Annotated in this window: 11 protein-coding genes and 6 pseudogenes; 4 read left to right on the forward strand and 13 right to left on the reverse strand. The window is 32.5% G+C overall.

Annotated features, from left to right (window positions below; translation table 11 throughout):
• Positions 1 to 42: 42 nt before the first annotated feature.
• Positions 43 to 1,290, forward strand: a pseudogene (aceA, locus tag AC1RYN_RS16495) (isocitrate lyase).
• Positions 1,291 to 1,522: 232 nt separating this feature from the next.
• On the opposite strand, the gene AC1RYN_RS16500 reads toward aceA, so the two are convergent.
• The 9 genes and pseudogenes from AC1RYN_RS16500 to AC1RYN_RS16540 form a co-directional block, all read right to left on the reverse strand.
• Complete coding sequence (locus tag AC1RYN_RS16500; protein ID WP_481807816.1) at positions 1,523 to 1,738, reverse strand: hypothetical protein; 216 nt, start codon at positions 1,736 to 1,738, stop codon at positions 1,523 to 1,525.
• 237 nt (positions 1,739 to 1,975) lie between these two features.
• Positions 1,976 to 2,293, reverse strand: coding sequence for a DUF6370 family protein (locus AC1RYN_RS16505; protein WP_481807817.1), 318 nt, complete (start codon positions 2,291 to 2,293; stop codon positions 1,976 to 1,978).
• A gap of 3 nt (positions 2,294 to 2,296) precedes the next feature.
• Complete coding sequence (locus AC1RYN_RS16510; RefSeq protein ID WP_481807818.1) at positions 2,297 to 2,428, reverse strand: hypothetical protein; 132 nt, start codon at positions 2,426 to 2,428, stop codon at positions 2,297 to 2,299.
• Positions 2,373 to 2,555, reverse strand: a complete 183-nt coding sequence (locus AC1RYN_RS16515) for a hypothetical protein (RefSeq protein WP_481807843.1) — start codon at positions 2,553 to 2,555, stop codon at positions 2,373 to 2,375. Before AC1RYN_RS16515 ends, AC1RYN_RS16510 begins: the two co-directional genes overlap by 56 nt.
• Positions 2,488 to 3,052 (reverse strand): annotated as a pseudogene (locus AC1RYN_RS16520) (ATP-grasp domain-containing protein); the annotation flags it as partial. The gene AC1RYN_RS16515 and the pseudogene AC1RYN_RS16520, both read right to left, overlap by 68 nt.
• Entirely contained in the window at positions 3,037 to 3,411 is a 375-nt protein-coding gene (locus AC1RYN_RS16525) for a hypothetical protein (protein WP_481807844.1), read from the reverse strand. The gene AC1RYN_RS16525 and the pseudogene AC1RYN_RS16520, both read right to left, overlap by 16 nt.
• Before the next feature lie 780 nt (positions 3,412 to 4,191).
• Positions 4,192 to 6,052: pseudogene (locus AC1RYN_RS16530) on the reverse strand (peptidase U32 family protein).
• 215 nt (positions 6,053 to 6,267) lie between these two features.
• Positions 6,268 to 6,441: a hypothetical protein gene (locus tag AC1RYN_RS16535; protein WP_481807819.1), complete on the reverse strand. Its 174-nt coding sequence runs from the start codon at positions 6,439 to 6,441 to the stop codon at positions 6,268 to 6,270.
• A gap of 681 nt (positions 6,442 to 7,122) precedes the next feature.
• Complete coding sequence (locus tag AC1RYN_RS16540) at positions 7,123 to 7,545, reverse strand: hypothetical protein (RefSeq protein WP_481807820.1); 423 nt, start codon at positions 7,543 to 7,545, stop codon at positions 7,123 to 7,125.
• 431 nt (positions 7,546 to 7,976) lie between these two features.
• On the opposite strand from AC1RYN_RS16540, the gene AC1RYN_RS16545 reads away from it, so the two are divergent.
• Entirely contained in the window at positions 7,977 to 9,014 is a 1,038-nt protein-coding gene (locus AC1RYN_RS16545) for a serine hydrolase domain-containing protein (RefSeq protein WP_481807821.1), read from the forward strand.
• A gap of 83 nt (positions 9,015 to 9,097) precedes the next feature.
• Here AC1RYN_RS16545 and AC1RYN_RS16550 read toward each other — a convergent pair.
• Positions 9,098 to 10,286 (reverse strand): annotated as a pseudogene (locus AC1RYN_RS16550) (pyridoxal phosphate-dependent aminotransferase).
• A gap of 35 nt (positions 10,287 to 10,321) precedes the next feature.
• Positions 10,322 to 11,416 (reverse strand): fatty acid desaturase family protein, encoded by a 1,095-nt coding sequence (locus AC1RYN_RS16555; protein WP_481807822.1) that lies wholly within the window; start codon positions 11,414 to 11,416, stop codon positions 10,322 to 10,324.
• 107 nt (positions 11,417 to 11,523) lie between these two features.
• Between AC1RYN_RS16555 and rsmG the strand changes: the two are divergent.
• Both rsmG and AC1RYN_RS16565 read left to right on the forward strand, forming a co-directional pair.
• Positions 11,524 to 12,152 (forward strand): annotated as a pseudogene (gene rsmG, locus AC1RYN_RS16560) (16S rRNA (guanine(527)-N(7))-methyltransferase RsmG).
• Positions 12,153 to 12,456: 304 nt separating this feature from the next.
• Positions 12,457 to 13,874 (forward strand): annotated as a pseudogene (locus tag AC1RYN_RS16565) (alkaline phosphatase).
• Between the two features lie 66 nt (positions 13,875 to 13,940).
• Here AC1RYN_RS16565 and AC1RYN_RS16570 read toward each other — a convergent pair.
• Together AC1RYN_RS16570 and AC1RYN_RS16575 are read right to left on the reverse strand one after the other, a co-directional pair.
• On the reverse strand, positions 13,941 to 14,636 hold the full coding sequence (locus AC1RYN_RS16570) for a LytR/AlgR family response regulator transcription factor (protein ID WP_481807823.1): 696 nt from the start codon (positions 14,634 to 14,636) through the stop codon (positions 13,941 to 13,943).
• Positions 14,637 to 14,663: 27 nt separating this feature from the next.
• The gene (locus AC1RYN_RS16575) at positions 14,664 to 15,329 is read right to left on the reverse strand and encodes a sensor histidine kinase (protein WP_481807824.1); all 666 of its coding nucleotides are present in this window, start codon (positions 15,327 to 15,329) and stop codon (positions 14,664 to 14,666) included.
• Positions 15,330 to 15,397 lie beyond the last annotated feature (68 nt).

Here is a 15,397-nt window from a genome sequence, read left to right on the forward strand (position 1 = left end):
AACTATACGATGAAAACAACAGAAGACAGAATTTAGGAATTCATCAACGATTCGGCTAAAAACCCAAGATGGGCAGGAGTAGAGCGACCTTACACAGCAACTGAAGTGGTTACTTTACAAGGGTCTTACGAAATACAACATTTCATTGCCGAAAATGGGAGCTCAAAAATTAACTGGAGAAAACTTAAAAGTCAGGATTTTGTAGCAGGGTTAGGAGCTTTAACAGGAATCAGGCAATACAAGAAATTGATGCAGGTTTAGAAAAAGCTATTTATTTGAGTGGATGGCAAGTCGCTGCTGATGCAAAACTTGGCCGGCGAAATGTATCCTGATCAATCTCTTTATCCTGTAAATAGTGTGCCTATGGTGGTTAAGAAAATAAACAATGCTTTATTAATAGCCTATCAAATTCAGGTTGTTAATGGGGTTCATATAAAAAGGATTATTTAGTACCAATTGTTGCTGATGCCGAAGCTGGTTTTGGAGGAATTGAAGTTGGCATTCCGAACTGATGAAATCTATGATTGAGGCTGGAGCTTCTGGAGTACATTTTGAAGACCAATTGAGTTCTGCAAAAAAATGCGGGGATCTCTGGAGGGAAAGTTTTAGTACCAACTCAAGAGGCTATTAATAAGCTGGTAGCAGCGAGATTAGCAGCAGATGTTATGGTAACTATACTTATTGTGGCAAGAACAGATGCTGATGCAGCTAATTTGTTAACGAGTGATGTTGACCCAGAGATGCTCAATTTATTACAGGCGAAAAAACCAACGAAGGTTTCTTTTACGTAAATAGCGGAATCGATCAAGGAATTGCAAGAGGGCAAAAGTTAATGCTCCTTATGCTGATTTAATTTGGATGGAAACTAGTAATCCTGATTTGGTATATGCTAAAAAGTTTGCCGATGCTATGCGTGAACAATTTCCTAAAATGCTGAGCTTATAACTTTGTCCATCATTTAATTGGGCTGCTAAATGTATCTGTTGCTGAGATGGAAACTTTTAGAGAAGATTTGGCTGCAATGGGGTATAAATTTCAATTTATTACGTTGGCAGGATTCCACGCTTTAAATACAAGTATGTTTGAATTGTCTAAAGCATATAAAAAAGAATGGCTGATATTCTGAATTACAAGAGAAAGAATTTGCTTTGCAAAGTAGCGGATTTAGAGCTGTAAAACATCATGCTTCTGAGGGACTTCTTATTTTGATGCAGTACAAAATACAGTAACGATAGGAAAATCAACTACCACAGCAATGAAACATTTCCTACTCAAGTAGAACAGTTTTAATTCAGTAAAATCAGTTTAAAATTGAACAGATTTTAAAATTAAACCATTAAAATATTAAGAAAATTAAGCTTCGGGCTTAATAAAACTTAACGTTTTAATGGTTAAACAAAAACTATTTCTTTAAAAGTCTTGCTTTCATTTTGCTGAAAACTGGGGAGTAACTCCTATGAAAGAAGCTATTTGTTTTTGTAAGGTACTTTGGATTAGTGTTGGATATTTGGTACAGAATTTTTCAAAGCGTTCTTCGGCAGATAAACTTAAAGTTATCCATTAGTCGCTGCTGATTAGCTACTAATGAATTTTCTGTTAAGATCCTGAAAAAACGTTCCAATTTTGGGATATCAAAATACAATTGTTCTTGATTTTCTTTACTAAGTACTACTACTTCAGAATCTTCTATAGTTTCGATAAATAATTGACCTGGTTTTTGTGTAATTAAGCTATACATGTCACTAATCCACCAGCCTTCGCACGAAAAACTAGTACATGTTCTACGATGTTATCGTTAATATTAAAGCTTCGAATGATTCCTAAATTTATAAAATAAGATTCTTTGCAAACTTCTCCTGCATTTAACAAAATAGTTTTTGCCTTATAAAAGCGAGTTTCTGTTTTTGATAAAAATGTGCCTCCTCTTCAGGTGTTAGCAAAACGTGTTTGGCAATGTTCTCTAGAATTAAAGCCATTATTTTTCTTTTATCAATGTAAACGATGTTGTTTTGAATCTGTCGTTTTCTATTTTTCCAGTAACCGAAGCTTTACGAATAGCATTGCAAAAACCATCTTTAGCGTGAGCATCTCCATGTTCGTCAATTTTGGTTCCATCTACAAAATAAGATTTGCCATCGATTCGAATAGCTAAATCACAGCTGTTACCTTTCATTCCAAATTGGCATTCACCGCAAGCAGCTTCTACAATTTGAGGTTTTTCTGTTGTTTTTTTATCTTGAGCGCTGATTGTGATGCTTAAAAATAGAAATAGTAAGGCAGTTATTTTTTTCATGTTTTATGAATTTACGGTTATTAATTGGGCATTTTTTTTGGCTCTTTCTACCACTTCTTCAATAGGGGTTTCTAATAGATCATTTGATAAAACGACTCCCATACGGCGATAAGGTCTTGAAGTTGGTTTTCCCAAAGATACGGAAGTCGGTTTTAGGTAATGCAGCAACTTTTTCGATTCCGGTATAAGTTGGATTATTTGAATCTTTGGAGGCTAGAATTACGGCACTTGCTCCAGCTTTTTCTAAGGTTATTTCGAAAATTGGTACAACTTAAAATAGCACGTAAATGCAAGTTCAAATTCATTGAACTTTTGGTACCTGCTAAAGTTACCATTCCGGTATCGTGTGGACGAGGAGAAAGTTCGGAGAAATAAGACACCTCTCCATTAGTCAGAAAAAATTCTACTCCAAAAAGGCCTGCTCCCCCTAAAGCTTCTGTAATTTTCTCGGCCATGTCTTGAGCTTCGTACAAATCTTTATCAGAAACTCTAGCAGGTTGCCAGCTTTCTTGATAATCGCCACGTTCTTGTCGGTGGCCAATTGGGGCACAAAAAAGTGTTGGGTTGTTGTTTGTGTAATCGTTAAAAGGGTAATTTCTGAATTGAAATTTACAAAAGCTTCAACGATAACTTCGATAACGTCTCCACGAGAACCTGCAACAGCATATTCCCAAGCTTTCAGTATGTCATCTTGATTTTTATAGTAGATTGTCCTTTTCCAGAAGAGGACATTAGTGGTTTTACTACACATGGCATTCCAACTTCCTGAACGGCTTTCTGTAGTGCTGAAGCTGAGGTTGCGTATTGGTATTTGGGAGTTCAAGCCCAAGTTCTTTAGCTGCCAAATCTCGAATGGCTTTACGATTCATAGTGAAGTTTGCTGCTTTTGCAGAAGGAACAACTGTGATGCCTTGTTTCTCGTAATCGTAAAAACGTTCGGTACGAATGGCTTCTATTTCGGGAACTATAAAATCAGGTTTGTGTTTGGCAACGATTCGGTCAAGAGCTTCGCCATCGAGCATATTGATCACTTCAAAATCATGTGCAACTTGCATTGCAGGGGCATTTTCGTAACTATCTACAGCAATTATGGTTTGTCCGATTCGTTGTGCAGCGATGGTAAATTCTTTGCCTAATTCGCCTGAGCCTAGAAAGTAGTATTTTCATTTTGTTTAATTTAAAGTTTGAGGGTTTCTACTCAGTTTCATAATTACCAAACTACTAATAAAAGTTAGTATCATTAATAAAAAGGATAAAAATAATATCATTAGTATTGAGAATAAAATTTGATAAGGAATTTTAGATTGTAGTGTAATAGATATTCCATTAACAAATTGCCCAGATTATGTAAAGGATGAAAAGTGCTATTGTAATTTTTAAGCTTATTGCAAATGAGAATTGTGAGCAAGCTTTGAGATAAGGTATTTGGTTTAATGAAAAACTGATTTTTTTAGCTGTATTCCAAAATAGAAAAATGATAAATAATGGAAATAGGATTCCCCAGAAGATTGGATTCCAAAAAATACCAAAATCACATATTTGAATACATTGAAAAATAAAATAGCTATCTGAAAAAATTAAAAGTGGAAAAAAAGAGCAAACAAAAACGCCAGCAATAATCGAATGTTTTGTTATGCTATTTTTAATTTTCATTTGAATTTGGTTTTGAAAGTAAAGATAAAAAAATGGAATTTATTCTCACGCAGATTTTGCAGATTCGGCAGATTTAATTATTGATAATCAATTACTGTAGAGATGCACTGAGATGTGTCTCTACAATCTTTACGTGTAAATAGATACTTTGTATAATTGAAATAAAAAGGTTCGCAAAGATTTTAAAATTAATCTTAGCGAACCTTTGTGTTCTTTGCGGTAAAAAACCTTGAGGTTAATACTTATTAATGAAAATGATCTTCTTCGATTCCAAATTCGGCATCTTTTTCCCAAATTTCCATTTCGCAAGGTTTACAGTTGAATTTTAGTTTGTATTCTAGTTCGCCTTGTTTTAATACCAATGGTTCTTTTACTTTAACACCCATTATATCTTTTTGGTGTATTGGGCATTTTTTTAATTCGTATTTGATACAATATTTGGTTGTCATTACACGCGATTTTCCTGGATCCCATTGCAATTCAAAAGCTTTTTCGATTTCGGTTACGCCATGACGTTTGTAGAATTTGACGTGCCGTTTTGTTTGAAACGTTGTACATGAAATCTAATTTGGTTTCAGGATACGGATGCGATGTTTTTACCAATTGGTGTTCTTCGCGCTTGTAATTTGCTAAACGAATCTCGGTTAATTGATCGTAAACAGTTCTTCGCATTTCGTTGATTTTTGAAATAGGAAGGAACCAGTTTTGAGTAAACATCACATTAATTTCATCGGCTGTATAAGGTGTAAAACCTGTTTTTGCCAATTGTGTTTTGATGTTTTCTTCTATTGATTCGCCAGTTTTAGTTTGTTCTTTTGAATGTTCTAAAGTAACAACACTTACATTTCCATCTTCATCAGTTGCGATTAATTCAAAACCAGTTTCGTTTTCAGTAGTAAAGTGGTGCTTAGTTTACGAACAGCACTGTCTTCTCTTGAATAATTTTGATGAAAGCAGCGTCGTTATTACGGTAAATAAAAGTTCCGTCTTTTACTTCTTTTAAAACGTTTGGGTATATTTTTCCGTTTTCGGCTTTGTTTACATAAATTCCGTCAGCTTCATTGTTTTCGTTGTATAAAACAAAGTCCATCACCGTTGTTTAACAATTCTCCATTTTCGATTTCGTAAGCGTTTCCAACAGTTCGGATTAGTTTACCAATATATTGTCCTTTTGACTTTGGGCTTTCCCAGAGATCCAATACTATGATTTCTATCGTTTACAAAATAATCAGTGTAGCCACGATTAAATGTTCTGTTTAGAGAAGAATCAAAAGTATAAGTACATTTTCCTGAAGAAGCTTTTATGTATTTATCGTTTCCTTCTGTTTCTAAAAACTGTCTAAGTTTTTGGCGTAAAAAAGACACGTTATTTTTTACGTAAACGACATCTTTTAATCTTCCTTCGATTTTAAAAGAAACGATTCCTGCTTCAATTAAATTCGGAATTTGATCAGATATATCTAAATCTTTAATCGACAGTAAGTGACTGTTTTTGATTAAAGTTTCTCCGTTTCCGTCAATTAAGTTATAAGGTAAACGATAGTTTTGAGCGCAAGATCCACGATTGGCACTGCGTTCTCCGTTTGCTACACTCATATAGCAGTTTCCACTAAATGACACACATAGAGCTCCAGTTACGAAAAACTCTAGTTCAACATCAGCCTCGTCGTATATTGTTTTAATTTGATGTAAGTTTAATTCACGGCTAATACCACACGTTTTATCCCTGCATCTTTTAAGAATTTAATTTTATCAGCATCACGGTTATTGGCTTGTGTGCTAGCATAAATACAATAGACAGCTCCATCGACACACGATGGCCATATCCGAATGATTAATGCATCTACACCAATATCGTATAATTCATAGATCATTTGTCCAACCCTCAGTTTAATGATTGACACAAAATGGTATTCATTACCACTGTAGCGTTAAAGAGAGTGGTGTATTTTACTAAAGCAGCAACATCTTCAAAAAGGTTATTTGCATTAGAACGTGCTCCAAATTGGGGTGCACCAATATAAACTGCATCGGCTCCACGATTTATAGCTGCCATTCCTCCAATTAACTCTTCAGCCGAGCTAATATTTCGATTTTCTTCTTCATTTTTAAGACTTTAACATTCTATGGTATTATGGAAAAAAGTTTGCAAAGTTCTATAAATAATCTGAGTTTGCTAATACTGAAGTGACTTTTTTTGAAATAGTTAACTAATAGGGGATAATAATGAAAAGGAAATGCGTGTTTTAAAGTGAAAAATAGTGGGAGCGCTTTTAAAGAGCAAGAGAGATTTAAATAGAAATAATCTTTTTTTTGAATTCCTAATTTTGTAATTTATACGTTACTTCTATAACAGCTTCTTCATTTCCATCATACTCTTTTAAATTAACATAATAACAATTTCGAGATCCGTGTTTTGCGTCTTTAAAACGAAATCCATAATTGACTTTTTCTATCCGTGGTAAAAAGATATAACCTCGTGGTTTGATTTCCATTTCTTATTATTTCATTTTGGGTATAAAAATTCTTTTTCGCTTTTAAAGTTTATTCCAGAACTAATAATACTGCTACTGGAAAATAAAGTATATATATTGTTATAATCGTTATATAGTATTTTAAATGAATTTTTGATAATTCGTTTCGCGAGTATTGTTAATTTTTATGCCAAATGAACTTAGAAATAAAAGTCAATATTAGAGAAGTGAATGCTATTAAAGTAAATTGATACATGAAAACTTACTTTAAGAAAAAAATTGGTGGACAAAAAAGAAATAATACTAAATAATAATAAAATCCCCCACAATGAAAACAAATATTTTTAACATTTTCTGCAATTTGATTTAGCCTTATTGTTTGTTTTTTAGAAACTTCTATTGCATTGAGACATTTTGTAACAAGAATAACGAATGAAAAAGTAATGCATAGAAAAAAGAAAGAAAGTGAAATAAGTTTAGTGTGAATAGAAAATTATTTGTTGGTTGATTTGTTGTCAGCGTTACAATTGTTTCAAATAAATATAACCAAATTGCTATGGTAGTGGTGAAAACTACTAATAGCAAAGAAATATCAAATCGTTCTTTATTCATAATTATAAATTATAGTTAGTGTAAAGTCGTCTAAGAGAGATTTATTTTTTTAAACAAACAATCGATTTCTTAATTGCTATTAAGTTTTAATCAAGCGGAAAAGTATATCCTACAGCAAATACCCCCCGTAGATTGTTTAGCCGTTGGTGAAAGTAGCGCAGAAATACCGATTTCTAGACTTTTATGTCTGCCTACAGCTAATCCGATACTAAATGGGATATGTAATAAAACAGTACTTTTATTAAAATTAACGTTGGGTGTAAACGTTTCGAATTTACCTATTGAAGCTCCAATACCACCTTCAATGAATGGAGCTACCCAAGGTATAGGTGCGCAAATACGGACTTTTCCTCCCATTAAAAAGGCATTCGTCGTAACTTTATATAGCGGTTGATTTTGCATGTTTTGATTTTTATCAACAGATTCAAAAATTGCACCCGCATATGCTCGTACACTATACCATGTTTTTATTCCTACAACATATTCACCTTGAAGGTATAGTCCTCTTCCCATAACATCTAATTCATCTTGACTTCCATAGTTCTCGATGTAATAAGAACTGCTTGATCCATAACCGATTGACGCTTTGATGTAATTGCCAGTTGTTTGCGCTTTTGCCCGATGAGAAGAAAATGTTATAACAATGATAATGATAATATTTTTCGGAATAGAGAGGTCATGATTAGATAGTTTTTGGTCTGCAATGTTTTGTTAAGACTAATGTCTGCAACTAATTACTATTGAGTTTTTTTTAAGCGCTATAAAAGTTTTTTTTTGGCTAAAATACTAATAAAATAATCTGAAAAGCAATGCTTGCTTGAAAAGGGATGTTAAAAATTTAGAATTCATAATTTTAGATATGTTATGTTTTATGCTTTTTGTTTTGTAACCTAATGAGTTATAATGTCGTCAGAATAAACATCAATCATTAAATTAATAATCAAATGAAATTAGTTCTTAGAATTTTTACAGTGATATTTTTAATATTTCATTCTGTTGTTTTTTCTCAAACTTTAGAGAATCGAATAGATAAATTGTTGAACGAAAACTTTAAGTTAGAAGCGCCTGGTGGAGTTTTTTTAGTTGCGAAAGGGGATAAAGTAATATATAGGAAAGCTTTTGGTATGGCTAACTTAGAATTGAATGTTAAGATGCAACCAGATTTTGTTTTTGAAATTGGTTCAATGACTAAGCAATTTACAGCTGTCTCAATTTTGATGTTAGTTGAACAGGTTAAGCTTAAATTGGATGATGAAATTACAAAGTTTATTCCTGATTATCCGACTAATGGAAATAGGATTACAATTCATCATTTGTTAACGCACACTTCTGGAATTAAAGATTTTACGAGTATGAAATCAATTAAGAATATTGCTAGAAGTGATTTATCACCTAAAGAATTAGTTGATTTTTTTAAGAATGAACCAGTAGATTTTAAACCTGGAGAACAATTTAAATATTGCAATTCAGGTTACGTTTTATTAGGATATATTATTGAGATTGCATCGGGTCAGACGTATCAAGAGTTTGTTAATCATAATATCTTTGAGAAATTAGGAATGACAGATACTTATTATGCAAGCCATGAAAGGGTAATAAAAAACAGAGTTTCTGGTTATCGAGATAAAGAGGGGTATGTAAATGCTACTTATATCAGTTTTTCTATTCCTTATGCTTCAGGTTCGATAATGTCAAATGTAGATGATATGTTAAAATGGCAAAATGCAATTGATGCTAATGTGTTGCTTAATTCTATTTCTACTGAAAAAGTATTCACTAATTATAAATTAAATAATGGTGCTAATATTGATTACGGATATGGATGGCATATAAAAGAGTTGAATAAAAAACTTGTGCGTGAGCATGGAGGTAGCATTTTTGGCTTTAAAACAATGGGAATTTATGAACCAACGGAGCAGATTTATGTGGTAGGTTTGAGTAATTGTGATTGCAATTCCCAACTGCACTTACAAGAGATATAGCCTCTTTATTGATTAATTAGAAGAACAAAAAAAGCCTCAAGAAAATTTCCTTGAGGCTTTGATTTATATAATTTGAATCTTGATTAAGCTGTTAAAGCTTCTTTGATTCTGCGTAAAGCTTCTTTAATATGTCTTCGCTTGTTGCGTAAGAAAAACAATACAGTTTGGATTTCCAAAAGCGTCACCTGTTACAGTTGCTACGTTAGCTTCTCCTAAAAGATACATTGATAAATCGTTTGCATCTTTAATTTCTGTTCCTTTTAATGTTTTTCCGAAGAAAGAAGAAACATCTGGGAAAACATAAAATGCACCTTCAGGAACGTTAATTTTTACACCAGGAATTTCTTTTAATAATCCAACTACTAAATCTCTACGACCGTGGAAAGCCTTAACCATGTGATTTAATACACTTGGATCAGCATCTACTGCAGTAATTGTAGCGCGTTGTGCTACAGAATTTGCTCCAGAAGTTACTTGTCCTTGAATTTTGGTACATGCTTTTGCAATGAATTCAGGGGCTCCGATGTAACCAACTCTGTATCCTGTCATAGCAAATGCTTTTGCAACTCCATTTACAGTGATTGTTTTTTCTAACATTCCCGGAATTGAACCGATGCTGCAGAAAGTTCCTGAGAAATTAATGTGCTCATAAATTTCGTCAGCAACAACGTATATGTTTGGGTATTTTTCTAAAACTTTTGCTAGAGCTGTTAATTCCTCTCTACTGTAAACAGATCCAGAAGGATTACAAGGAGAACTGAACCACATCATTTTTGTTTTTGGTGTGATAGCAGCTTCTAATTGCTCAGGTGTGATTTTAAAATCAGTATCTACAGATGTTGGAACTTCAACTGGAACTCCTCCAGAAAGTTTTACGATTTCGAAATAAGAAACCCAGTATGGTGCTGGTAAAATAACCTCGTCACCATCATTTAACATTACTTGTGCAATGTTGTATAAAGATTGTTTTGCTCCTGTAGAAACTACAATTTGAGTTGGTTTGTAGTCTAAGCCGTTATCTCTTTTGAATTTTCTGCAAATTGCTTCTCTTAATTCTAAATAACCTTCTACTGGAGAATATGTACTGTAATTTTCGTCAACTGCTTTTTTTACTGCTTCTTTAATGAAGTCAGGCGTATTAAAGTCTGGTTCTCCCAAACTTAAACTAATGATGTCTTTTCCTTGTGCTTTTAATTCGCGCGCCAAAGCGGCCATTGCTAAAGTTTGTGATGTAGCTAAATTGTTAATTCTGTCTGAAAGAATGTGATTCATTTTATAGTTAATTGTGGTTTGTTATTGTGTTGATATTACGCCATTTCGGGTTTCATGCCCAAGTCTCGTAAATGTTTGTAGTGTGCCAAAACAGCTCCTCTCATGGTTTTGAATTCATGATATGGTAAATTGCATTCGATTGCGGTTTGTTTTACTATTTCGGCAATTTTTCCGTAGTGTATATGGCTTATGTTTGGAAAAATGTGATGTTCAATCTGGTGGTTTAATCCGCCTGTAAACCAGTTTACAACTTTGTTCTTTGGAGCAAAATTAGCTGTAGTGTATAATTGGTGAATTGCCCATGTGTTTTCCATTTCCCCATCTTCATTAGGAATAGGGTTAGATGTTTCTTCAACTACGTGTGCCAATTGGAATACGATACTTAAAATTAATCCTGCTGTATAATGCATCACGAAGAATCCAATAACAACTTTCCACCATACAATACCTAAAAGCATCGGTAATGCCATCCAGATTAGTACGTAAATAATTTTTGTAATTACTAATACAGTCCATAATTTGGCAGGACTTTGTGGTGTTCCGTATGATAATTTTCTTTTCAAGTAATTTTTCATTTGCTTAAAATCGGTTGTTAATGCCCAATTGAAAGTCAATAATCCGTAAAGGAAAAATGAATAGTAATGCTGAAATTTATGAAAACGATGCCACTCAGCATTTTGTGTAAAACGAATAATTCTTCCTGCATCAAGATCTTCGTCATGACCATGAATATTAGTATAAGTATGATGTAAAACATTATGTTGTACTTGCCAGTTGTGTACGTTTCCTGCAAGAACATAAATGCTTCCTCCCATGATTTTATTTACCCAACTTTTTGTCGAGTAAGATCCATGGTTTCCATCATGCATTACATTCATTCCAATTCCAGCCATTCCAATTCCCATAACAATGGTTAATAGTAAATGAGCCCAAAATGGCATATCGAGTGTAAGTATTAAAAAATACGGCGCAAGAAAAACTGTAAACAGAATAATGGCTTTTAAATGAAGTTTCCAATTTCCTGTCTTTTGGATATTATTATCTTTAAAGTAACTGTTCACTCGCGAGTTAAGCGTTCTGAAAAACTTTAAATTGTCTTGCTTAGCAAATGTAGGTATGGTCTTATTCATATAAATTTTAAATAGTCCTCAAAGGTAATTATTATAAATTTTCAATTTACAAAAATGAGTTAAATATTTCGACTGTAAAGTAGTACTTTTGTTAAAAAAATAGAACAATGAATGAGATTCTGAAATATTTTCCTGATTTGACTGACGCTCAAAAAGAACAATTTCAAAAATTAGATTTTTTATACCATGATTGGAATGAAAAAATTAATGTTATTTCACGTAAAGATATTGATGCCTTATACACCAAGCATATTCTACATTCGCTTGGAATTGCAAAAATTATAAAATTTGAACCAGGGACTTATGTTCTTGATGTGGGTACTGGTGGTGGATTTCAGGTATTCCTTTGGCGATTCTTTTTCCAGAAACACGTTTTTATTTGATTGATGTTATTGCTAAAAAAATAAAAGTGGTTCAGGGTGTTGTTGATGCTTTGGATTTAAAAAATGTAAAAGCAGAACAGCTTCGTGCTGAAAATGTTAAAGGAGATTTTGATTTTATTGTAAGTCGTGCAGTAACTAATATGCCTGATTTTGTTTCTTGGATTAAAGATAAAATCAAGAAAAAACACAAACACGAACTTAAAAACGGAATTTTATACCTTAAAGGAGGAGATTTAACGGAAGAATTGAAAGATTTTCCTAAAGCAACAGAATATAATTTAGCTGATTTCTTTGAAGATGAATTTTTTGAAACTAAAAAAGTAGTTCATCTGCCTTTGAAATTTACAGTTTAAGATTTATCAAAATGCAATTTATAAAGCCCTGTCTAGATTAGATGGGGTTTTTGCTTTTTAGATTGTTTTACTAAGTTTTGAATACAAGTATAAAGTACAAATATGAATCACAACAATTTGTACCAATCTTAATAGGTTGACTTTGTTAGAGGAATTAATTTTATAAATTAATTAGTGCCATTCGTGTTTAAATGGATTTAGAAAATTTATGACTAGGCGACAAGTTCGGTATGATAACAGAAAGATAATTTTGTTAGTTGGTGTATTTTTTTATCTTTGAAATACTTACATAAACAAAGTAATGATGGATAGAAGGAAGTTTTTTAGAAATGGCTCTTTATTTACAATTGGAGCAGCAGTTATGAGTCCTTTTCAGGGTTCGGCTAATATTTTAGATTTAGAATCGGTTAATAAAAATAAGAAAGCAAAAAATATTATTCTCTTAGTTAGTGATGGGATGAGTACTGGGACATTAAATATGGCCGATTTGTATTTGAACAGAAAAACAGGAAAAGGATCTAATTGGATACAGTTATATAAAGACAATCGAGTTTCGAGAGCATTGATGGATACTGCTTCGGCTAGTTCTATTGTGACCGATTCATCGGCAGCCAGCTCTTCATGGGGTGGCGGTTTTAGAGTAAATAATGGAGTGCTTAATGTTAGCCCTCAAGGAGAACCACATTTGCCTATTTGGCAAAAATTCAAGAAATCAGGGAAAATGGCTGGTTGCGTAACTACAGTTCCAATAACTCATGCTACTCCTGCTGGTTTTTGTGTTAATAGTAAAAGCAGAAATGCTCAGGATGATATTGCTGAACAATATTCTAGACCTTGGTTTTGATGTTATGATGGGTGGAGGTTCAAACTATTTTAACTCTAGTGTAAGAAAAGATAAGAAGGATATGTATGCTGCTTTTAGCACAAAAGGGTATCAGGTGGTAAAAACGCGTTCTGAAATGGATGCAGCTTCTAATTCAAAACCTATTTTAGGGGTGTTTTCAGAAAGATGGACTTCCGTATTATGTAGACAGAAATAGTGATAAAAACTTGAAAGAAACAGTTCCAAGTTTAGCCGAAATGGCTCAGAAAGCTATTGATCGAATGAAAGAGCATAAAAATGGTTTTGTTTTGCAAATTGAAAGCGGAAAGGTTGATTGGGCTGCACACGGTAATGATATTGCGGGTTTAATTAATGACCAAATTGAATTTGATGAAGCGGTGAAAATTGCAATTGATTTTGCTGAAAAAGACAAGGAAACGCTAGTTATTATTACTACTGATCATGGGAATGCTAATCCGGGAATTATTTATGGTAAATACGCAAATGAAAATTTTGATAGTATTCAGAAATACACTCAGACAAATGAATGGATTTTAAATCAGATTAAACCTGATTCTTCAATTTCACAAGTAAAAGAAATTATTGAAAAGGCAAATGGGCATTCGGTATCAGATGATGATGCAAAAACGGTTTTGAGTTATTATGATGGCTTACATAAAGAAGACGGATTATACAACTATAAAAAATTGCCTTATAAAGCTTTTGCAGAAATGCAGGGTAAAATAAACTCTGTTGGTTGGATTAGTATGGATCACTCTGCTGATTATGTTGAGTTGGCCATGTTTGGTCCCGGAAGTGAGCTTTTAAAACCTTTTGTAAAGAATACAGATTTACACTATTTGATGCTGCAAGCCGCAGAAATAGAAAATAAATTTTAATTTATTTGATAAAAAATAAACCCCATAAATTTCAGATTCATATGAAATTTATGGGGTTTTATATTATTAGATGTTTTTTAAATAAGTTAGCCAGTTTTCTTTATAACTGCTTCCTATTGGGATTTCTACATTATTTATTTCTACTTCATTTTTAGAATAAGCTGTTAGTTTTTTTGTTTGAATAATAAAAGAACGATGAACTCGGACAAAATTTGAATCTAATAATTTTTCGAAGGCAGAGATGTTCTGTTTGAGATGATGCGATTTATCGTTTTCAAGATGTATTGTAATATAATCTTTTAAACTTTCGATGTATAGGATTTCTTCAAAAATTATTTTGATATTCCTACTTCCACTAGATACAAAAATATGATTTTCAGGAATTGCTTTTTCTTCTTTTTTTGGATTTTGGAACTGTTTGAATTTTTCGATAGCAACAAAAAAGCGATCAAAAGTTATTGGTTTTAAAAGATAGTCTATAACATTAAGTTCGTATCCTTCGATAGCGTACTCTCGATAAGCAGTTGTAAAAATTACCTTTGGTGGATTTTTTAGTTTTTTTAGAAAATCATTTCCTTTTAGTAAAGGCATTTCAATATCCAGAAAAACTAAATCAACGGTATTGGTTTCTAAAAAGGTATACGCTTTTAGTGCATTTTCAAACGAATCGATTAGTTCGAAATTTTCAAAATTTAGTAGGTGAGAGGTAATTAATTCTCTCGCCAGAGGCTCGTCGTCAATGATGATACATTTGTATGTCATGTGAAAAATTAAACAGTTAGTTTTAATTTAATGAAGAATTTTTTTTGATCTTCTATAATTTCCAAAGAGTGTTTTTTGGGATACAGTAAGTTCAGTTGTTTTCGGACATTCTCGAGTCCAATTTGCGATTTGTTTGTTTTTTTTTGCAGTTTCATTTTGTGGTTTTGTGTTTTCAATACTAAAAATGATCTGTTGTGGTTTACTTTCTAAATTTAACCGAATTATTGCTTTTTCGGTTTCATTGATTACGCCATGTTTAAAGGCATTTTCGATAAAAGTCAATATTATTAAAGGAGATATTCTATTGCTAACTTCAATACTTTTAGTAAATGAAATGTCTAATCTATCTTCGCTATAGCGGAGTTTTTCTAATGCAATATAATTTTCGATTAACGTAATTTCCTTTTCGATAGAAACATAATCTTCGTTGCAGCGGTATAAAACGAAATCCAGAATTTCAGATAGTTTCGCAATTACTTCAGGCGCTTTATCGTCTTTTTTTAGGGTTAAAGTGTATAAGTTATTTAGCGTATTAAATAGAAAATGAGGATTTAATTGGTTTTTTAAGGTTTTGAGTTCTATTGATTTTTTTTCTTCTTCTATTTTGGAAAGACGTTGTTGATTTTTATAAAAACGAATTAATCCAATTACTGACGCAGGGAAAAATAACCAAATAATTTTTGTGAAAAACAACCTAAAACTACTTAACCTTTGAATTAATGTGTCAGGACATTTATCCCATTCTAAATAATACTGAGGGA

This window comes from Flavobacterium sp. TC780, assembly GCF_056783245.1.

Excerpts from the sequence above, each read along its gene's own strand:
- AC1RYN_RS16570 (WP_481807823.1), bottom strand. The coding sequence starts at position 14,636 with ATGACATACAAATGTATCATCATTGACGACGAGCCTCTGGCGAGAGAA.
- AC1RYN_RS16545 (WP_481807821.1), top strand. The coding sequence starts at position 7,977 with ATGAAATTAGTTCTTAGAATTTTTACAGTGATATTTTTAATATTTCAT.
- AC1RYN_RS16505 (WP_481807817.1), bottom strand. The coding sequence starts at position 2,293 with ATGAAAAAAATAACTGCCTTACTATTTCTATTTTTAAGCATCACAATC.
- AC1RYN_RS16500 (WP_481807816.1), bottom strand. The coding sequence starts at position 1,738 with ATGTATAGCTTAATTACACAAAAACCAGGTCAATTATTTATCGAAACT.
- AC1RYN_RS16535 (WP_481807819.1), bottom strand. The coding sequence starts at position 6,441 with ATGGAAATCAAACCACGAGGTTATATCTTTTTACCACGGATAGAAAAA.
- AC1RYN_RS16540 (WP_481807820.1), bottom strand. The coding sequence starts at position 7,545 with ATGGGAAGAGGACTATACCTTCAAGGTGAATATGTTGTAGGAATAAAA.
- AC1RYN_RS16555 (WP_481807822.1), bottom strand. The coding sequence starts at position 11,416 with ATGAATAAGACCATACCTACATTTGCTAAGCAAGACAATTTAAAGTTT.